The sequence below is a fragment of the Janthinobacterium tructae genome, assembly GCF_006517255.1.
In the GTDB taxonomy this organism is placed as follows: Bacteria; Pseudomonadota; Gammaproteobacteria; order Burkholderiales; family Burkholderiaceae_D; genus Janthinobacterium; species Janthinobacterium tructae.
In genome coordinates this window covers 5,729,755-5,749,089 of record NZ_CP041185.1, presented here as the reverse complement: position 1 = coordinate 5,749,089, position 19,335 = coordinate 5,729,755, and the positions used below count along the sequence as shown (strand labels likewise).

Sequence of the window (19,335 nt, the reverse complement as noted above, 5' to 3'; positions counted from 1 at the left end):
CACGACCAAAGAAAACCTTCTTTATTACCCACAAAAGCGAAAAAAAACCCGCGCCACTTGCGTGGGGCGGGTTTCTTGCGCACTGCGTCGCAGCGGAAGGCGATTATTCTACTTCCACAGTCTCCGGTGCCGCCGTCGGTGCCGCGTCTGGCGGTTCCGGGAATTCCAGCAAGACCTGGTCCTTGCCGTCGAGGTCGACCGTGACACGTCCACCGGTGACCAGGCGGCCGAACAGCAGCTCGTCGGCCAGGGCCTTGCGGATCAGGTCCTGGATCAGGCGCGCCATCGGCCGCGCGCCCATCAGCGGATCGAAGCCTTTCTTGCCGAGGAAAGCACGCAGCTTCTCGGTGAACACGGCCTCGACCTTTTTCTCGTGCAACTGCTCTTCCAGCTGCATCAGGAACTTGTCGACCACGCGCAGGATGATGTCCTGGTCCAGCGCGCGGAAGCTGATGGTCGCGTCGATGCGGTTACGGAATTCCGGCGTGAACATGCGCTTGATGTCGGCCATCTCGTCGCCTGCCTGCTTGGAGTTGGTGAAACCGATCGAGGCTTTCTGCAAGCTTTCCGCGCCCGCATTGGTGGTCATGATGATGATCACGTTGCGGAAATCGGCTTTGCGGCCATTGTTATCCGTCAAGGTGCCATGGTCCATCACTTGCAGCAGGATATTGAAAATGTCCGGATGGGCTTTTTCAATTTCATCGAGCAGCAAGACCGCATGCGGCTTCTTGGTGATCGCTTCCGTCAGCAAGCCGCCCTGGTCGAAACCGACATAGCCCGGTGGCGCGCCGATCAGGCGGCTGACCGCGTGGCGTTCCATGTATTCCGACATGTCGAAACGGATCAGCTCGATGCCGAGGATGAAGGCCAGTTGCTTGGCCACCTCGGTCTTGCCGACACCGGTCGGACCGGAGAACAGGAAGGAGCCGATCGGCTTGTCCGTCTTGCCCAGGCCGGCGCGCGCCATCTTGATGGCCGAGGCCAGTGCATCGATGGCGGGATCTTGCCCGAACACAACGTTACGCAAGTCGCGGTCGATCGTCTGCAGCTTGCTGCGGTCGTCCTGGTTGACCGTTTGCGGCGGAATGCGCGCGATCTTGGCGATGATGTCCTCGATCTCGGCCTTGCCGATGGTTTTCTTTTGCTTCGACTTCGGCAGGATGCGCTGCGCCGCGCCCGCTTCATCGATGACGTCGATCGCCTTGTCGGGCAGATGGCGGTCGTTGATGAAGCGCGCCGCCAGTTCGGCCGCCGTCGACAGGGCCGAGGCCGAGTATTTCACGCCGTGATGTTCTTCGAAGCGCGATTTCAGGCCGCGCAGAATCTGGATGGTCTGCTCGACGGTCGGCTCGTTGACGTCCACTTTCTGGAAACGGCGGGAGAGCGCATGGTCTTTCTCGAACACGCCGCGAAATTCCGTGTACGTGGTCGCGCCGATGCATTTCAATTGACCATTCGCCAGCGCCGGTTTCAGCAAGTTGGAGGCGTCCAGGGTGCCGCCCGAAGCCGAGCCCGCACCGATGATGGTGTGGATTTCGTCGATGAACAGGATGCCGTTCGGATTGTCCTTCAATTGCTTGAGCACGGCTTTCAGGCGCTGTTCGAAGTCACCGCGGTATTTGGTACCGGCCAGCAAGGCGCCCATGTCCAGCGAATACACGACGGCATTTTGCAGGATTTCCGGCACATCGCTTTGCGTGATGCGATAGGCCAGGCCTTCGGCGATGGCCGTCTTGCCCACGCCCGCCTCGCCCACCAGCAGCGGATTGTTCTTGCGGCGGCGGCACAGGATCTGGATCACGCGGTCGACTTCTTCCTCGCGGCCGATCAGCGGGTCGATCTTGCCTTCGGCAGCGGCCTTGTTCAGGTTTTGCGTGAACTGGTCGAGCGGGCTTTCCTTCGGCTGGCCCTCGACAGGCGCGTCTTCCACGCCTTCGGAGGCTTTCGCGCTTTCCGTCGACTGGTCCTTGCGCACGCCGTGCGAAATGAAATTGACCACATCGAGGCGCGTCACGCCCTGCTGGTGCAGGTAGTAGACCGCATGCGAATCCTTTTCGCCGAAGATGGCCACCAGCACATTGGCGCCAGTGACTTCCTTCTTGCCATTCGAGGCGGACTGGACGTGCATGATGGCGCGCTGGATGACGCGCTGAAAACCAAGCGTCGGCTGGGTGTCGACTTCGCCCGTGCCAGGCACGGTCGGCGTGTTATCGCTGATGAAATTGGTGAGGGTCTTGCGCAGGTCCTCAATATTGACCGCGCAGGCACGCAACACCTCGGCAGCGGAGGGATTGTCCAGCAGTGCCAGCAGTAAATGCTCAACCGTGATGAATTCATGCCGTGCCTGCCGAGCTTCGACAAACGCCATGTGCAAACTTACTTCTAATTCCTGCGCAATCATACTTCCTCCATCACGCACTGCAGGGGGTGCCCTGCCTTGCGCGCATGCGTTAAAACGAACTCCACTTTGGTACACGCTATATCTTTAGAGAACACGCCGCACACTCCTTTGCCGTAGCGATGAACACTGAGCATGATTTGCGTCGCCGTTTCACGGTCCTTGTTGAAATACTCCTCAATGATAGCCACCACAAACTCCATCGGGGTGTAGTCGTCATTGAGCAAGGCCACCTGGTAGAGCGGTGGCGGCTTCAGCACTTGCCGCTCCAGCAGGGTTTCTGTGTCGTGCTTGGTTGCCATACGCTTATTCTAATGCTTTCACAGTGGTTGTCATGCGCAATATCTACGCCTTTCCAATTGTTTTCAATCTTACGCGTTTTCTTAATAGTGCGCAGATGGCGACCTTGCTGTCAAAATCAAGAGTTGCTTTTTTGGTTGCCGTGAAGAATTTGGCAATATCGATGGAAAAGCGCTTGACTTCATTATTTATTCCGCCAACAATGCTGTATCGACTGTTGCAGTAATGTACAGCTTGATAAGAAGTGAGACGTCGAGGAGGGGGCAAGAAGCTTCTTGCTTTTATGGCTCGTGTGATTTGTTTTAATTTTGAAAGTTCTTTTTATGGCAACAGGTACAGTTAAGTGGTTCAATGATTCCAAAGGTTTTGGCTTCATCACTCCAGATGACGGCGGCGAAGATTTGTTTGCTCATTTCTCCGCAATCAACATGAACGGTTTCAAGACCCTCAAAGAAGGTCAAAAAGTTCAATTCGAAGTCACGCAAGGCCCTAAAGGCAAGCAAGCTTCCAACATCCAAGCAGCCTAAGCATCGCCGGCCCTCAGATGTGAAAAACCCCGTTTTCGAACGGGGTTTTTTTTCGTCCGCAGGGTGCGCTGCACCCTGCCCTGCCCCGCGTGTTACATGTGCTCGATCATCACATCGCCGAAACCGGAGCACGACACTTGCGTCGCGCCTTCCATCAGGCGGGCGAAATCGTAGGTGACGCGCTTCGAGGCGATCGATTTTTGCATTGAAGAAATGATCAGGTCGGCCGCTTCCAGCCAGCCCATATGGCGCAGCATCATTTCCGCCGACAGGATCAGGGAACCGGGGTTCACATAATCCTTGCCTGCATACTTCGGCGCCGTACCATGCGTCGCTTCAAACATGGCCACGGAATCGGACAGATTGGCGCCGGGCGCGATGCCGATGCCACCCACTTGCGCCGCCAGCGCGTCGGAAATGTAATCGCCGTTCAAATTCAAGGTCGCGATGACGCTGTATTCGGCCGGACGGAGCAGGATTTGTTGCAGGAACGCGTCAGCAATGGAATCCTTGACGATGATGTCGCGGCCCGTCTTCGGATTCTTGAACTTGCACCATGGACCGCCATCGATCAGCTCGGCGCCGAATTCCGTTTGCGCCAGCGCATACGCCCAGTCGCGGAAGCCGCCTTCCGTGTACTTCATGATGTTGCCTTTGTGCACAATCGTCACGGATGGCTTGTCATTGTCGATCGCGTACTGGATGGCCTTGCGCACCAGGCGCTGCGTGCCTTCGATGGAGACGGGCTTGATGCCCAGGCCGGACGTGGCCGGGAAGCGGATCTTCGTCACGCCCATTTCATTGATCAGGAAATCCATCAATTTCTTGGCTTCGGGCGAGCCTTGCTGGTACTCGATGCCGGCGTAGATGTCTTCCGAATTTTCGCGGAAAATCACCATGTCCGTCTTTTCCGGCTCTTTCACGGGCGACGGCACGCCCGTGAAGTAGCGCACGGGACGCAGGCAGACATACAGATCGAGCTGCTGGCGCAGGGCCACGTTCAGCGAGCGGATACCCCCGCCGACGGGCGTGGTCAGCGGGCCCTTGATGGAGACGACGTAATCTTTCAGTACGGCCAGGGTTTCTTCCGGCAGCCACACATCGGGACCGTACACATTCGTCGATTTTTCGCCCGCGTAGATTTCCATCCAGCTGATCTTGCGCGCGCCGCCATAGGCCTTGGCCACGGCAGCGTCGATCACCTTGATCATGACCGGGCTGATATCGATGCCCGTGCCATCGCCTTCAATGAAGGGAACGATAGGATTATCTGGTACATTCAGCGAAAAATCGGCGTTGACGGTGATTTTTTGGCCGTCAGCAGGTACAGTGATATGTTGATACATCGTGATCTCCGAAGTGGGACACACCGCTGGCGGGCAACACTGGCCGGCGACGCGCTCTGCGGTTGCAGAGTTTACAAAAACAAGTCCGAACAGGGTGGCAACAACGCACTTTAGCAGGGAAAGAACAGCCGGACCATCTGCGGCGCCAAAGAACCTCGTTGCCATACCGCCCATGTCTTCTATAAGACATAAGACTGTGTTTCACATTATGCACCACTATTTTACAGGGCGCCACGCTTTTGCGGCGCCGACCAGCAGCCACCACCGCTTACATCCATTCCTCGACCAGCATGCCACTCATCCTCTTCAATAAACCATTCCAGGTCTTGTGCCAGTTTTCGCCGCAGGACGGCCGCGCCACGCTGGCCGACCATTTGACCATTCCCGGCATCTACCCGGCCGGCCGGCTCGACGCCGATAGCGAGGGCTTGCTGCTGCTGACGGACGACGGCCGCCTGCAGCACGAGATCAGCCACCCCGACCGCAAGGAAGCGAAAACCTATTTGGTGCAGGTCGACGGCGTGCCCGATGCGGCCAGCCTGGCGCGCCTGCAGGCGCCGCTGGACCTGGGCGACTTCATCACCAAGCCGTGCAAGGCCGTGCGCATCGCCGAGCCGGACTGGTTGTGGCCGCGCAACCCACCGATCCGCGCGCGCGCCGACAAGCCGACCTCGTGGCTGGCGATCACTTTGAAAGAAGGAAAAAACCGGCAAGTGCGGCGCATGACGGCTGCCGTCGGCCTGCCCACCCTGCGCCTGGTGCGCAGCGCCATCGGCCCGTTCTCGCTGGCCAGCCACCCTCTGCTGCCCGGCGAATGGTGCGAAGTGCCAGCGGAGAACATTGGCAAGGCGTGAACAGGACAAGAAAAGTGGCTTCAGCAATTTTGCCGATAAGCATTATTTATTTTTAGATAATGCATTAAAATCATCTGACCTTAACATGACGGAAAAGGAAAGATGATGACAAAAGGAATACTGATGTTGGCCGCCTCCCTGCTTGCCGGCGCCGCACTGGCGCAATCGGGCGCCAAGGTGCACGCTTCCGCAGCGACCGATGCCGTCAAGCCGCCACCGGCATCGGCATCTGCATCGGCATCCAGCCATGCCTCGGCTGCCACCGATGCCGTCAAGCCGGCAGCGGCCTCGGTCAACGCCTCGGCCGCAACCGATGCACCGCGCCTGATTCCGCATCCGCGCAAGACGAAGCAGCCGGCCGCTGAAACAGGCAAGCCGGTGAAGTAAGCGTCGTTCCCGGGGTGACGGCAGCGACCATGTTGCTGTAACCCCACGCTTTCGATACGGCCAGGCAACATGCTTGACCAGGCAGCCGCCTGCATGGCTTAATCGCCGCTTCGCAGCCACCGTCCCGCGCCATGAAAACTTCCCTTCGCCGTCTCAGCCTGTCCATCGCCCTGCTGGCGTGTGCCAGCATTGCGCAAGCGCAAACACCGCAAGGCAAGAGCTTGCAGCTCTCGGCCGGCATGCACTTGATCCAGGCGGAAGTGGCCGCTACGGAAGAGCAACGCGAACAAGGCTTGATGTACCGTGAAAAGATGCCGGCGAATGCAGGCATGCTGTTCGTCTTTGGCACCCCGTCCACGCAATGCATGTGGATGAAAAACACGCCGCTGCCCCTGTCCGTGGCCTTTATCGATGCCAGCGGCAAGATCGTCAACATCGAAGACATGCAAGCGCATACGCTCGACAGCCACTGCTCGACCAGAACCGTGCCCGTGCGCTATGCGCTGGAAATGAACCTGGGCTGGTTCAAGCAAAAAAATATCAAGCCAGGCATGAGCATCGGCAACCTGCCCGCGACGCGCTAGGCCATAGCGGCCGCAGCCAGCCGCTGGCGGGCGCGGCCGCAAAAACCGCACAAAAAAAACGCGAAAAAACCCGCCAGAACGAATCTGCGGGTTTTTGCTTTTCAACCAGTGCCAGCGTACTGGCACAGGCAAGACCACCGTGGTGGCTTGCCTGCTGGCGAATATTAAGCGGACAGTGCTTTCAAGGCAGCTGCCAGACGGCTCTTATGGCGAGCTGCCTTGTTTTTGTGGATGATCTTCTTGTCAGCGATACGGTCGATGGTCGACACGGATGCTTGGAAGATTGCAGCAGCAGCTGCCTTGTCGCCGCCCTGGATCGCTTTGCGAGCAGCTTTGATAGCCGTGCGCAAGGTCGAACGTTGGGACGAATTGTGTGCGTTTTGCTTAACTGCTTGACGAGCGCGTTTGCGCGCTTGTGCGGTATTTGCCATGGAATTTCCTAAAACAGGGTCAAAGTGCGTTTGCAAACATTAGTGTTTGCCAACCGGTGCGTTCTGTGCGTCTGCCGAACCATGTGTGCCAAACCAGTGCCTGTCAAACATTAGTGTCTGCGTAACAGAATTCTGTACAGCCTTCGATTATAGCGATATTTTCAAGCGGGGGCAAATCAAAAAACCGTGTGTGACACCAAAAATACCTGAAAATGGGCCTGGCGAGGGCGAATCGGCAGCAATTGTTACCATATTTTTAGCGTTTAACGGTAGCGCGCCCGGCTATAATCTGCCCCCATGAACTTGCTTAAAACCCTCGCCGCCATCTCCAGCATGACCATGCTGTCCCGTGTAACCGGATTATTGCGCGAAAGCCTGTTCGCGCGCGCCTTTGGCGCCGGCGCCTACACGGATGCCTTCATTGTTGCCTTCCGCATCCCCAACCTGTTGCGCCGCCTGTTTGCCGAGGGGGCCTTCTCGCAAGCCTTCGTGCCGATCTTGTCGGAATACAAGAACCAGCATGGCCAGGAAGCGAGCAAGCAACTGGCCGACCACGTGGCCACCACCCTGGTCTGGGCCACTTTGCTCGTGTCCGCCATCGGCATCGTCGGCGCGCCGTGGTTCGTGTATGCGATCGCCACGGGCCTGACCAAGGACGCGGGCGCTTTTGACGCGGCCGTGTGGATGACGCGGCTGATGTTCCCTTATATTACTTGCATGTCCTTCGTGGCCCTGGCGGGCGGCATTCTGAATACCTGGCGCGAATTCAAGATTCCCGCCTTCACGCCGGTGCTGCTCAATTTATCATTCATCGCCGCCTCGCTGTTCCTCGCGCCGCACCTGAAACAGCCGATCTACGCCATGGCCATTGCCGTGTTCGCCGGCGGCCTGCTGCAGGTGGCCATCCAGATTCCCGCGCTGATCAAGATCGGCATGCTGCCACGCCTGTCGCTCAATCCCGCCATCGGCCTGTCCGACGGCGGCGTGCGCCGCGTGCTGAAAAAAATGGGACCGGCCGTGTTCGCCGTCTCGGCAGCCCAGATCAGCCTGATGATCAACACCAGCATCGCCTCGCGCCTGACGGAAGGCAGCATTTCCTGGCTGTCGTATGCGGACCGCCTGATGGAGTTCCCTACCGCCATGCTGGGCGTGGCCCTGGGCACCATCTTGCTGCCCAGCCTGTCAAAGGCCAACGTGGATGGCGACAAGACGGAATACTCGGCCCTGCTGGACTGGGGCTTGCGCCTGACTTTCCTGCTGGCCCTGCCCGCCGCCGTCGGCATGGCGACCCTGGCCACGCCGCTGATCGCGACATTATTTCACTATGGCAAGTTCACGGCCGAATCGGTGACCATGTCGACGCAACCGCTGGTGGCCTACAGCCTGGGCCTGATCGGCATCATCCTCGTGAAAACCCTGGCGCCCGCGTTCTATGCGCGCCAGGACATCCGCACGCCCGTGAAAATCGCCATCGGCGTGCTGATTGCCACGCAGTTGATGAATCTGCTGTTCGTGCCCTACATCGCCGTGGCCGGCCTGGCCCTGTCGATCGGTCTGGGCGCCTGCCTGAACGCCTCTTTTCTCTACTGGGGCTTGCGCAAGCGCGGCATCTACCAGCCGAAGCCGGGCTGGGCCAAGTTCTTCCTGCGCCTGTTGCCGGCACTCATCGTGATGGGCGGCGTGGCGTATGCTGGCGCCATGCGCATCGACTGGATCGCCATGCAAGCCCATCCGCTGCTGCGGGCCGGCGCGCTGGCCCTGGTGGTGGCCGTGTGCGGCGTGGCGTATTTTGTCACCCTGTTCCTCGCTGGCTTCCGCTTCCGCGACTTCAAGCGCCACGCATAACAAGCTGCGCAGGACGTTGTTGCCTGCGTCTCGCCGTACTGCCGTACTGTCTTCGACTTGGCGCCTAGTCCTGCGCCACTTGTCCGGATTGCGCAGGACGTTGTTGCCTGCGTCTCACCTTGCGCAGCCGACCCAGACCAAACGAAAAAAACCCGCCGAAGCGGGTTTTCACATTCTACACAGCAGCGATATCAGGCAGCTTTTTTTGCCGAACGACGACGAGCCATGAAGCCCAGCAGTCCCAAACCACCCAGCAGCATGCCGTAGGTTGCTGGTTCTGGTACGGCGCTCACCGTATAGGTGCCGCTGTAATTGGCGCCGGCCAGGGCGTTACCAAACAGTTGCAGTTTGAACGGACCAACACCGCTGTATTCCACGCCGAAGAACTTCAGGCCGCCAACCGAGAAGGCTTCGCCCAGTTGATTGTTCAGGTTCGACGTGAGCGCATTGAACGTCAGCTTCTGGCCGGTAATCGACAAGCCGATGTTGTACTTGCCAGCACCCAGGCCGTTCAGGATGATCTCATCCAGACCACCGGACAAAATGCCATCACCAACAACAGCGTTGAAGGTGTGGACATCGCCGTCAGCGGTAATATCAAGGACTTGATCGCCTGCATAAGCGCTGAACGATGCTGCTGCCATGATGCCTGCAGCGATAAATTTCAATTTCATAGTTTATCCCTTAAAAAGTAATTTATGGCTGCAATGCGCAGGCCACCAATAGTTTTAGTACCGGAAGTACTAAACAGAATGGTAGCATAAATGCATTAAATCAATTACAAATATTTTATCTAAGTTTCATCCATGATAACTATTTTCCTAATGAAATATTTGCCACTATCTATGAATTTCTTCAGAAAAATAGTTGCCGGCACATATATTTATTTTCCCCATGTTTTACGGTAAAAACTGCTACCCGGAAGTGTTTTCAGCGGAATTTTGTGGCTCAGGCTGCTCATCGGGCTCTGTTGGCGCTTGCTCTTGCGGTGGGGTAACAGTGCGCGAAAACAACGGCAGCGCCGGCAAGGCGGGCGTAATGCCGGCCTCATCACTCGCCGGAACAGCGGCCTGTCCCGCAGACGGCACGGATGAGACCCTGGCATCGACCATGAAATGCCATTCCGACAGCCGCGCCTTGCCGTCGAAACCGGCAAACCGGGCCTCGAAGTTTCCTACTTTCAACGCTGCCGCTGGCGACAGGCTATGCACGCCAATGATGCCATTGCTGCCGGGCTGGTACAGCAAGCCCCATTCGGCACGCCCCGTGATGGGGTCGGCATACAGCTTGCGCAGATGCCGGCGCACCTGGGGGAAACGGGGGTCACGCAGCAAGGCGGCCAGATTCGGCGGCTGTTGCGGCTGTCCCGGCGGCGTGGCGGCCGCATAACTATAGAGGGCATCGGAAAACTGCGCGCCGATGTCGAGCAGCTCCTGCTCGGCCGCCTGGCGCTGCAGCAGGGAGCCCATCTTCAGGCCGGCCGCGCCCACCAAGCCCAGGATGGCCACCAGGATGATCAGCCCAAGGTAGGTGAAGCCGCGCTGGCGCTGCGCACGAGCATGCATCGCAGCTACCAGTCGGCAAACGGCGTGCCGTTGCGGTCCTTGCCAGGCGCGCCGCTCTTGACGTCATACACCTGGCCCGGCGTATCGTCGGGCGGCGCCACGATCAGCCATGTCGATTCGCTCTCCGTGATGGGGTCGATGGGCATGGCGCGCAGGTATTTCTTGTCCACCAGTTGCTCAAGGGTATCGGGATAGCGGCCCGTATCGCCGTGGTACTGGTCGATGGTGATGCGCAGATTGCGCAAGTTGTCCGCCAGCACGGTTTCCTTCGCCTTGTCCAGGCTGGGAAAATAGCGCGGCACGGCCAGGGTCAGCAGCAGCGCCACGATGCCCAGCACCACCAGCAGTTCGATCAGGGTAAAGCCGCGCGCGCGCGCAGCATGGTTATTGGCAGCCATGGTTCACCATAAGCGGTAAGGCACATTGTTCAGGCCAGTCTTGCTGGATGTGCAATACACATCGTAGACGTCGTCCCCCTCGCGCGGCTCGGTCGCCTCGCTGGCGTAGCTGCGCCGGCCCCATGTCTGCGCATCGCTGAGGCTGGCATCGGCATTGAACGGGTCGCGCGGCACGCGGCGCAGGAAGAACATCTTGCTGCGTTTCGGGTTGCGCTGGTCCGGCACGCCCTCGACCAGCACTTCCAGGCTTTTCGGGTAGCCGCTGGCGTCCGTGGCACGCACGATGCGCCCTTCGTCGCCGGCGCGCTTGTACGCATCCAGAGCCTGGCGGATATCGCGCAAGGCGCGCCGCAAATCCTGCTCCTGGCGCCGCTGCATGGCCACCTGCGTGACGGGCACCACCAGCGTGGCCAGCACGCCCAGGATGGCCAGGGTCACCAGCAGCTCGATCAGGCTGAAGCCACCCTGCCCCTTCCTGGCATGGGCCAGCCTCATTTGGCGGTTGGCTGCGCCACCGGCACGGGCTGGCCGGACGACAGCGGCAAGGGCGACACCGGCAGCGGCATGGGCTGGCCCGAGGACAGCGGCAGCGGCGAGGCGGCAGGTGTTTCGGGGGATGGCGTCACCTCTGGCGAGGCCACCGTCTGCGGCTGCGGCAGCGTCTGCGGCACCTGGCCCGGCACCATCAGCGGCTGCGGCGGCGGCGCCTGCATGCCGACGGCCGACGCGCCGGAACGCACGATCACCGTGCCCGGCATCTGCGTGGCTGCCTTGGCCGCCATGTCGGGCCGCCGGCGAAAGCTGCCTTCCGTGCCGGCCGAAAATTCCGATTCCTTCGCTTCCGGACGCTGTACCGTGCGCACCAGGTGCGGCGTGATCGACAGCACGATCTCGGTCTTCTGGCTGTCATCCTTGCTGCTGCCGAACAGCCGCCCCAGCACGGGAATGTCGCCCAAGCCCGGCACCTTGTTGCCCGAGCTGCGCTCTTCGTTGTTGATCAAGCCCGCCAGCACCTGGTTTTCGCCATCCTTCAATTGCAGCATGGTCGAGGCCTGGCGCGTGCCGATCTGGTACAAGGTCGAGCCACTCCGGGTGACGGTGGCCGCGCCCAGGTTGCTCACTTCGAGCGAAATGCGGATGCCCACCTCGTTATTCAGGTAGATAGTCGGTTCGGCGTTCACCGTCAGGCCCACGTCCAGGTAGCTGACGGATTCGGAAGCGAAGCCGCCCGTGCCCGGCGAAATGGTGGTGGTCACCACGGGCACCCTGTCGCCGATGACGAACTTCGCCTTTTCGCGGTTGCGCACGCGGATGCGCGGGTTGGCCAGGATGTTGGCGTCGCCGTCCTTCTTGTTGATGTTGGCCGTCACGGACAGGTCGCTCACGCCAATGCTGCGCTGGTTCAGATTATTCAGGTCGCTGATGGTCAGCCCCATCCCGCCCGAGGTGGAGAGCGGCGTCAGGGTCAGGCTCGTCGGCCAGGCCACGCCCAGTTCCAGCAGGCGGCTGCGCTTGACTTCGAGGATTTCCAGCTCCAGTACCACTTCCGCCTCTGGCACGTCCTGCAGCGCGATCAGGCGCTCGGCCAGGCGGATCGCCTCGGGCGTATCGCGCACGATGACGAGGTTGAGTTTTTCATCGGCCACCACGTCGCGCGTCTTCAAAATAGTCTTGAGCGTGTTGGCTACCTGTTTGGCGTCGGCATTGGCGAGGAAAAAGGTCTTCACCAGCACTTCCTGGTATTCCTTCAGCTTGGCCGCCACGTTCGGGTAAATCAGGATGGTGTTCGCATCCATCACCTGCTGCTCCAGCTGGTTCGTCACCAGCAGGAAGTAGATGGCCGATTCCACCGTGCTGTTCTTCAGGAAGATCGAGGTTTTCGCATCGGCCTTGACGTCCTTGTCGAAGACGAAATTGAGGCCGGAGCGGCGCGCAATCAGTTCGAACACCTGTTTTAATGGCGCGTCGCGGAACTCGATGCTGATCGGCTGCTTGTACGATTTGGCCAGGCCCGATTCGACGATAGGCGGCGCCGTCTTTTCATCGACTTCGCGCTGCAGCGCGCGCGCGCCCGCATGGTTCGGCTGCTCCGTCAGGATGGCGTTCAGGCGCTGGCGCGCCGGGTCGTATTGTTTTGCATCAAACGCCGTGCGTGCATCAGCCAGCAATTTCCCCTGGCGCTGTTCGCGCTCGAGCGCGCGCAAGCCGCTGGTGGCGCGCTCGTTCTGCGCATCGATTTCCAGCACGCCCAGAAAGCCCGCGCGCGCCAGCTCGCCCTGCCCCGTTTGCGCCTGACGCTCGGCCTGCTGCAGGCCGGTGCTGGTGGCCCGTTCGCGCGCCTGCAGGTAGGCGCTGCGGTACTGCACGTTGCCGGGGTCCTGCTGCAGCGCTTCCTGCAGCTTTTGCAGGCCGGCAGGCACCTGGTTTTGCGCGATCAGCTCGCGCCCGTCGAGGTAGGCCTGCTGCCCGGCACAGCCGGACAGCAGCACCAACAGCAGCGCCGATGAAAAGGAACGAGACATCACTCGAATACTCCAATGTTGAGCTGCTGAACCTGGTTCAACGGCAGATAAGTGAGCGTCATGACGGGCGGCGCGATCGTCACGACCTTGTAGGCGCCATCGATGACAGTATTGGCGCGCACGATATACGTCTTGTCGGCGCGCGACAAAAACACTTCCCAGGCGCCATCGGCTGCCGCCTTGCCCAGGTAGACGAACGGCAGCGGCGGCGCCATCGGCGGTGGCGGCGGCGGTGCGGCGGTCACCGCCATTTTCGGTGGCGGCGGAGTCCAGTTCTGGCTCTGGAAGACGCCATCGGCGCCGCCAAAGGTGTCGCCGTCCTCGCCCGCCACCTCGCTGCGCGGCAGCAGCGCCAGGATGGCTGGCTGTGCGACGGCAGGCCTGGCAGCGCGCTGGCGCGCTGGCGCCACGGCCCGCTCGACCGCCTCGGCCACCTCGGAGACGGGCTGGCGCTCGCCAAACAGCAGCAAGGCGCCTGCGCCCAGCACTCCGGCCAGCAGCAGGTAATGGCGCGGCGTCATGGTGCTTCTCCCGCGCTGTCAGCTAAATAAAAGGTCAGGCGCAAACGCGCTTCGAGCTGCGTGTCGGCGATCTGCTCGCGGCGAAAACTCAGTTCATCGAGCGAGGCGAACGGCATGGCGCGCAGCGCCTGCAGCGCAAACTGCCACACGGCCGCATAACTGCCCTTGAGTGGCAAGGTCACCTGATAAGTGGCGACGCGGCTGGCCTTGTCGTAGCCGCTCTTGTACTCGCCCTGCGCCAGCTGCAGGCCGTTTTTCGCGGCCAGGTCGAACAGCAGCTTGACTTGCTGCTCGACGTGGCGCTGCTGGCCCAGCGTCGCATGGAAGCGCGCCAGGTTCTCGCCCGATGTCGCCACCGGTACCGCAGCAACTGCGGCCAGCGAGGCCGCCGGCAATGGACGCGCTGCCAGCTGCGCGGCCACGGCGCGCTGCTGCCAGGCCCAGGTCCAGGCGGCCACACCAAGCACCAGCAAGGCCACGGCGATACAGGCGGGCGTGCCCACGCGGCGCAGCAGCAGTTGCGCGCGCAGGCGCAAGGTATGGAGGTCGATGGCCATCATGGCGCACCCCAGCGTGCTTCCAACTGGAAGCGCAAGGGCCGGTTCGGATCGAGTGCATTGATTTCATGGCGCAGCAGCTGCACGCGCACGCCAAACAGCTGCTGCTGCTTCAATTGCGCCACATACGCCACCATGGCGTCGCTACTGGTGGTTTCGGCCGTGATCTTCAGCACGCGCTTGCGCGCATCCGGCTCCAGCGCCAGCAGCGCGATGCCGGGCGGCGTGGCGCTGGCCAGCGCATCCTGCAGGTCGCGCCACGGCAGATTCAGTTGCAGGATGGCCGCATTCACGGCCGCCGCCTGCGCCGGCGCAATCGGCACGATCGCCATGGGTGGCGGCTCCTGCGCGGCTTGCGCGACGCGCTGCTGCGCGCGCTGCCATTGCATCTCGCTGGCCTGCTGGCGCTGCAGCGCGGCGCTGCCGCTGTATGCCGCCGTAGCGATCAGCGCCACGCCCAGCGCCCCCGTGATCCATGCCCATGCGGGCACGCGGTGCAGGCTGCGGCGCCAGCCGGGGGGGGCGAAATCGATATCGAGGCGCGTCATGCCAGGCCTGCGCTGCGCGCCAGCCGCGCGGCCGGCGACAAGGCACCGTCCCCGTCTGGCGTGGAAAAAAACTGGCATTGAAACGCTGCCGCCGGCGCCAGCCAGCCTGATGGCGGCGCGCCGCACAGCTGCAGCTGCGCCGGTGCGGGCACGCCTTGCAGCAGCGCCTCGCGCGCCAGTGTCTGCACCAGCCAGCCATGGCCCGCGTCCGGGGGCACAGGCAGCGCGCGCACGGCGCGCAGGCGGCCATCGTGACGCACGCCCAGGGTCAAGGTGTTCTCCTGCAACTGGCCAAACCAGGCGCCCGGTTTCAGCGCGCCGTGCCAGCGGTTCCAGTGGCGCGCGAATTGCGGCGTGATGAAAATCAATGCCAGCTTGCGGTCCAGGGCCACGCGGGCAAGTTGCGCCAGCAGCGCGCGCGGCACGGCGCAGAAAAACGGCGCGCGCGCGTCCCAGGCGTGGCAGCTTTGCCACAGGCCGGGAGGATCGCCATACAGCGACTGGAAACGCAGCGCGGCGGCAGCCTCGATGTCGGCCAGGCGCGCGGCGCCTTGCGGCATGTCCACTTGCCACAGGCGCGCCAACGCATCGTCGAGCACCACGGACAAGGGCCAGCGCGCGTATTGTCCCTCCGGCAGAATCTGTTCCAGCGCCTGGCCCAGGGCAGCAAAGTCGCCATGCAGGCCGGTGTCGGGCACATACGCGACCTCGCGCAGCAGAGTCCATGCCGGTGCGCGCCAGCGGCTGCTGCGCCACAGGCTGATGCTGCCCGCCGCCACGCCCAGGCGCAAACCCATTCCAAAAGCTCTACGCATGCAGGGTGACCCTCTTGATTTCCGTGATGGTGGTGGCGCCCCGCCTGACCAGTTCCAGCGCCGCCAGGCGCAGGCTGCGCGTGCCGTTCGCATACGCGGCCGCCTTGATCTGGCGGATCGGTTTCTTGTCGACGATGAGTTCGCGGATTTCATCGGTCAGCACGAGGATTTCGGCGATCGAGCGGCGCCCCTTGTAGCCCGTGCCGCGGCAGTCGCCACAGCCCTTGCCCTGCTTGAATTGATATGCATCAACGTCGGCGCGCGCCAGCCCCACGCTGGCCAGCTCACCATCGTCCGGCGTGTATTCGGTGGCGCAATGGGGGCAATTGGTGCGGATCAGGCGCTGCGCCCAGATGCCGTTCAGGGCCGAGACAAACGCATACGGGTCGATGCCCATGTGGGTAAAACGGCCGAACACGTCGAACACATTATTCGCATGCACGGTGGTGAGTACCAGGTGGCCTGTGAGGGCCGACTGCACGGCGATTTCCGCCGTCTCGCGGTCGCGGATCTCGCCCACCATGATCTTGTCGGGGTCGTGGCGCAGAATCGAGCGCAAGCCCTTGGCAAAGGTCAGCCCCTTCTTTTCATTCACGGGTATCTGCAAAATGCCGGGCAGCTGGTATTCGACGGGATCTTCGATGGTGATGATCTTTTCGCGCCCGTTATGGATTTCCGTCAGCGCCGCGTACAGGGTCGTGGTCTTGCCCGACCCCGTGGGACCGGTGACGAGCAACATGCCGTAGGCTTCCTGCGCCAGCGCGCGCAAGGCTTCCAGCGATGGGGCGTCAAAACCCAGTGCTTCGAGGGTCAGCGCACCGTACGCCTCGATCATGGCGCGCTTGTCGAGGATGCGGATGACGGCGTCCTCGCCATGGATGCTGGGCATGATGGAGACGCGCAAGTCGATTTCGCGCCCGCCCGATTCAACGCGGAAGCTGCCGTCCTGCGGTACGCGGCGCTCGGCGATATCGAGTTCGGCCAGCACTTTCAGGCGCGAGATGATGTGTTCGGCCACTTCGATGCCGTTGACGGACGTGGCGTGATCAAGCACGCCATCGACGCGGTACTTGACGGCCAGGCCGCCGGCCGTGCTTTCCAGGTGGATATCCGAGGCGCCCGCCTTCAGCGCGTCGTACAGCGTCGAGTTGACCAGCTTGACGGCGGGGCTGGCCGCTTCCGAGACGCTGGCGAATGACAGCACGGCGGCCGTCTTGCCATCGCGGCGCGCGTCGTTCGCTGCGCCAGGCAGCAGGTTGTCGACGGCGCGCGCCGATTCTTCCTGCTTCGACAGGTAGGCGCCGATGTCGGCCTGCAGCGCCAGGCGCACAGTCAGGCTGGCCTGCCCCGCGCGCGCGCCCAGCCAGGTTTGCAGGTCGAGGTCGAACGGGTCGGCAATCACGCCCACCAGCTGGCCATCGGCGGCGCGCAGCAGCACGCTGTGGCGCGCCAATGCCTGCGACAGCGGCAGCAGGTCGAAGGCGGGAACGTAGGCCAGCATGTCGGCCGTTTCCAGCACGCCCAAGCCGAAGGGGCGCGCCAGTTCGCGCACCACGGCGCGCGCCTCGATGCCGCTCAGTTGCTGCAATTCTTCGACCAGGCTGCGCTTCGAGTGCAGGCACAGGGCGCGCGCGCTCTGCAGCAGCGCAGCGTCGATGGTCACGGTGGGCGCAGAATCAGTGTGCATCATGAAATATCGCCGGCAAGGTCAAAGATGGGCATGTACAGCAGGATCACGATGGCACCCACGATCAGGCCGATGGCGGCCATCAGCAGCGGCTCGAAGGTGCGCGTGAAGCGGTCGATCCAGCGGCTGATTTCACCGTCGTAAAAGGCCGCCGACTGCGTCAGCATGGGGCCCATGTCGCCCGTGCGCTCGCCCACGCGCAGCATGCGCAGGGAAATGGGCGTCGTCAGTTGATGCTGCTCAAACGCCGAGGACAGGGGCTGGCCCGCCTCGATGGCGTCGCGCGCCTGGCGCAACGACGCCTGCATGCGCGGCGAAACCATCGCTTGCACGGTGGAAATTGCCTGCACGATGGTGATGCCGCCTTCCGCCAGCATGCCCAGCGTCAGGTACAGGCGCGACAATTCATAGATGCGCACGCGCTCGCCGATACCGGGCAGCTTTGCCAGCAGGCGCGCCACGCCGCCGTTGCGCAGCACGCGGCGCACGGCGGTCAGCAACACGCTGCCGGCCAGCGCCAGCGCCAACAGCAGGACCAGGCCGTGTTCGGTGACGAACTGGCCCCAGCTGAGCATGACTTGCGACATCCACGGCAGGTTGCGCCCGGCGCCCTGGTACACCTCGGCAAAGCGCGGCACGACATAGGTGATCAGGAAGGCGCTGACGCCGCCACCCACGGCCAGCAGGATGGCCGGATAGATGGCGGCACTGACGATTTTTGAGCGCACCGCATCGATGCGCTGCTGGTAGTCGATATAGCGCGACAGCGCGCGCGGCAAGTCGCTCGTGCCTTCGGCCGCCTTGACGATGCCGATGTAGAGCGCTGGGAACAGTTCGGCCTGCTCTGCCAGCACGGCGGAAAAACGCTTGCCTTCGCGCAAGCCTTCCAGCAGGCGCGTGAGCACGCTGCGCGTGGCCGGCGCCGCTTCCTTTTCCAACAGGGCTTCGAGCGCCTCGACGATGCCCAGGCCCGCATTCAATAGCGCCAGCAATTCCTGGCTAAACAGCAACAGGGGCAGCGCGCGCGCGCGCTGGCGTCCGGCCGCGCTGAACGGCGTGGCCCGCAGCGGCCGGATGGCGCTGACAAACAGGCCCCGCGCCTCGGCCTGGCGGCGCGCGTCCGCTTCGTCGCGCGCGTCAATCACGCAAGTCGACAAGGTGACCGCTGCCTGGTCCGTGGAGAGCGCGCGAACTTCAAACTGCATGATGGCGTTTCCGTGAGGGAGGAGTAGCGCTGGCGCTATTGCGAGCTGATGTCGGCATTCTCGCCACTGCCACCGGGCTGGCCATCCTTGCCCATCGAGACGATGTCGTACTCGCCCTTGCTGCCGGGTGCGCGGTATTGATAGGCATGGCCCCAGGGATCGAGCGGCACGGCCTTTTTCAGGTACGGTCCATTCCAGCGCGTGCCGGCAGCCGGCGGCGCCACCAGCAGTGCGCCCAGACCTTCTTCCGTGGTCGGGTAGCGTCCCACGTCGAGGCGATAGGTATCGAGCGACTTTTCAAACGCCTCGATCTGCGCCTTGGCCACCGTCACTTCCGATTTGCCCAGCTGGGCAAAATACTTGGGGCCGACATACGCCGCCAGCAAGCCGATGATCACGATGACGACCAGCAATTCGAGCAAGGTAAAGCCGCGCGCATGGCGCGTTGCCGCAAGGTTCTGCCTGTGTGCTGCATGCATCCGGTAACTCCTTATTGCCTACCCTCAATACATTGCGTCGCTGCGCGCGGCGGATGGCCACGCACGGGCGACACGCGCTTGCCTGATGCTTATCAGCCTACCATGCCGGTTATAGTTCATACAATCTTTTATTTGCACTGCGAACAACAAATTTCAGCGGAAACCATCCAGCGTGCGCGAAACCGCCACGACGCCGCGCGCTCGGCTGGCTAGGCAACTACTCAACTATTTTCGATGCGAAAACCATCTACTCCTGGTTACCAAGTCATAGTAAGTGATGAATTTTATTCATTCATTATTTGTAACTTTCAAATTAAATTTGCAAGAATATCAAACAATAAAATTGCCTCTTTTGCTATAGTA

General features: G+C 61.7%; 21 protein-coding genes. 5 read left to right on the top strand and 16 right to left on the bottom strand.

Annotated features, from left to right (window positions below; genetic code table 11):
- Positions 1–103: 103 nt before the first annotated feature.
- Together clpA and clpS are read right to left on the bottom strand one after the other, a co-directional pair.
- Complete coding sequence (gene clpA, locus FJQ89_RS25300; RefSeq protein WP_141172183.1) at positions 104–2,404, bottom strand: ATP-dependent Clp protease ATP-binding subunit ClpA; 2,301 nt, start codon at positions 2,402–2,404, stop codon at positions 104–106.
- Positions 2,401–2,703 carry an ATP-dependent Clp protease adapter ClpS gene (clpS, locus tag FJQ89_RS25295; protein WP_096234388.1) on the bottom strand — a complete coding sequence of 101 codons (303 nt, stop codon included), beginning with the start codon at positions 2,701–2,703 and terminating at the stop codon, positions 2,401–2,403. The genes clpA and clpS overlap by 4 nt, the downstream gene beginning before the upstream one ends.
- 321 nt (positions 2,704–3,024) lie before the next feature.
- Between clpS and cspE the strand changes: the two genes are divergently transcribed.
- Positions 3,025–3,228 carry a transcription antiterminator/RNA stability regulator CspE gene (gene cspE, locus FJQ89_RS25290; protein ID WP_010395943.1) on the top strand — a complete coding sequence of 68 codons (204 nt, stop codon included), beginning with the start codon at positions 3,025–3,027 and terminating at the stop codon, positions 3,226–3,228.
- Between the two features lie 92 nt (positions 3,229–3,320).
- On the opposite strand, the gene icd is transcribed toward cspE, so the two are convergent.
- The gene (gene icd / locus FJQ89_RS25285) at positions 3,321–4,574 is read right to left on the bottom strand and encodes an NADP-dependent isocitrate dehydrogenase (protein WP_099760198.1); all 1,254 of its coding nucleotides are present in this window, start codon (positions 4,572–4,574) and stop codon (positions 3,321–3,323) included.
- A 290-nt stretch (positions 4,575–4,864) separates the two neighbouring features.
- Here icd and FJQ89_RS25280 point away from each other — a divergent pair, with 290 nt between their 5' ends.
- The 3 genes from FJQ89_RS25280 to FJQ89_RS25270 all read left to right on the top strand — a co-directional run bounded on the left by FJQ89_RS25280 (position 4,865) and on the right by FJQ89_RS25270 (position 6,399).
- Positions 4,865–5,428, top strand: coding sequence for a pseudouridine synthase (locus tag FJQ89_RS25280; RefSeq protein WP_096234386.1), 564 nt, complete (start codon positions 4,865–4,867; stop codon positions 5,426–5,428).
- A gap of 123 nt (positions 5,429–5,551) precedes the next feature.
- Entirely contained in the window at positions 5,552–5,815 is a 264-nt protein-coding gene (locus tag FJQ89_RS25275) for a hypothetical protein (protein WP_141172182.1), read from the top strand.
- A gap of 131 nt (positions 5,816–5,946) precedes the next feature.
- Positions 5,947–6,399: a DUF192 domain-containing protein gene (locus FJQ89_RS25270; RefSeq protein ID WP_141172181.1), complete on the top strand. Its 453-nt coding sequence runs from the start codon at positions 5,947–5,949 to the stop codon at positions 6,397–6,399.
- A gap of 164 nt (positions 6,400–6,563) precedes the next feature.
- On the opposite strand, the gene rpsT is transcribed toward FJQ89_RS25270, so the two are convergent.
- Positions 6,564–6,830 carry a 30S ribosomal protein S20 gene (gene rpsT / locus FJQ89_RS25265; RefSeq protein ID WP_010395935.1) on the bottom strand — a complete coding sequence of 89 codons (267 nt, stop codon included), beginning with the start codon at positions 6,828–6,830 and terminating at the stop codon, positions 6,564–6,566.
- A 297-nt stretch (positions 6,831–7,127) separates the two neighbouring features.
- On the opposite strand from rpsT, the gene murJ reads away from it, so the two are divergent.
- Positions 7,128–8,675 (top strand): murein biosynthesis integral membrane protein MurJ, encoded by a 1,548-nt coding sequence (gene murJ, locus FJQ89_RS25260; protein ID WP_141172180.1) that lies wholly within the window; start codon positions 7,128–7,130, stop codon positions 8,673–8,675.
- Between the two features lie 191 nt (positions 8,676–8,866).
- Here the strand turns inward: murJ and FJQ89_RS25255 are convergent, their stop codons facing one another.
- From FJQ89_RS25255 to gspG, 12 genes are all read right to left on the bottom strand, one after another.
- Positions 8,867–9,349: an FxDxF family PEP-CTERM protein gene (locus tag FJQ89_RS25255; protein WP_141172179.1), complete on the bottom strand. Its 483-nt coding sequence runs from the start codon at positions 9,347–9,349 to the stop codon at positions 8,867–8,869.
- 240 nt (positions 9,350–9,589) lie between these two features.
- Positions 9,590–10,240 carry a type II secretion system protein gene (locus tag FJQ89_RS25250; protein WP_141172178.1) on the bottom strand — a complete coding sequence of 217 codons (651 nt, stop codon included), beginning with the start codon at positions 10,238–10,240 and terminating at the stop codon, positions 9,590–9,592.
- 5 nt (positions 10,241–10,245) lie between these two features.
- Positions 10,246–10,638 (bottom strand): type II secretion system protein, encoded by a 393-nt coding sequence (locus FJQ89_RS25245; protein WP_141172177.1) that lies wholly within the window; start codon positions 10,636–10,638, stop codon positions 10,246–10,248.
- A 3-nt stretch (positions 10,639–10,641) separates the two neighbouring features.
- The gene (locus FJQ89_RS25240) at positions 10,642–11,133 is read right to left on the bottom strand and encodes a type II secretion system protein (RefSeq protein ID WP_141172176.1); all 492 of its coding nucleotides are present in this window, start codon (positions 11,131–11,133) and stop codon (positions 10,642–10,644) included.
- Positions 11,130–13,160 (bottom strand): secretin N-terminal domain-containing protein, encoded by a 2,031-nt coding sequence (locus FJQ89_RS25235; protein WP_141172987.1) that lies wholly within the window; start codon positions 13,158–13,160, stop codon positions 11,130–11,132. Before FJQ89_RS25235 ends, FJQ89_RS25240 begins: the two co-directional genes overlap by 4 nt.
- Positions 13,160–13,681, bottom strand: a complete 522-nt coding sequence (locus FJQ89_RS25230; protein ID WP_141172175.1) for a hypothetical protein — start codon at positions 13,679–13,681, stop codon at positions 13,160–13,162. The genes FJQ89_RS25235 and FJQ89_RS25230 overlap by 1 nt, the downstream gene beginning before the upstream one ends.
- Positions 13,678–14,241, bottom strand: a complete 564-nt coding sequence (locus FJQ89_RS25225) for a hypothetical protein (RefSeq protein WP_141172174.1) — start codon at positions 14,239–14,241, stop codon at positions 13,678–13,680. Before FJQ89_RS25225 ends, FJQ89_RS25230 begins: the two co-directional genes overlap by 4 nt.
- The gene (locus FJQ89_RS25220) at positions 14,238–14,786 is read right to left on the bottom strand and encodes a hypothetical protein (RefSeq protein ID WP_141172173.1); all 549 of its coding nucleotides are present in this window, start codon (positions 14,784–14,786) and stop codon (positions 14,238–14,240) included. Before FJQ89_RS25220 ends, FJQ89_RS25225 begins: the two co-directional genes overlap by 4 nt.
- Positions 14,783–15,601: a hypothetical protein gene (locus FJQ89_RS25215; RefSeq protein ID WP_141172172.1), complete on the bottom strand. Its 819-nt coding sequence runs from the start codon at positions 15,599–15,601 to the stop codon at positions 14,783–14,785. The genes FJQ89_RS25220 and FJQ89_RS25215 overlap by 4 nt, the downstream gene beginning before the upstream one ends.
- Positions 15,594–17,288 (bottom strand): GspE/PulE family protein, encoded by a 1,695-nt coding sequence (locus FJQ89_RS25210; protein WP_141172986.1) that lies wholly within the window; start codon positions 17,286–17,288, stop codon positions 15,594–15,596. Before FJQ89_RS25210 ends, FJQ89_RS25215 begins: the two co-directional genes overlap by 8 nt.
- Positions 17,288–18,493, bottom strand: coding sequence for a type II secretion system F family protein (locus FJQ89_RS25205; RefSeq protein WP_141172171.1), 1,206 nt, complete (start codon positions 18,491–18,493; stop codon positions 17,288–17,290). The genes FJQ89_RS25210 and FJQ89_RS25205 overlap by 1 nt, the downstream gene beginning before the upstream one ends.
- A 35-nt stretch (positions 18,494–18,528) precedes the next feature.
- Positions 18,529–18,972, bottom strand: a complete 444-nt coding sequence (gspG, locus tag FJQ89_RS25200) for a type II secretion system major pseudopilin GspG (RefSeq protein ID WP_141172170.1) — start codon at positions 18,970–18,972, stop codon at positions 18,529–18,531.
- Between the last annotated feature and the right edge of the window lie 363 nt (positions 18,973–19,335).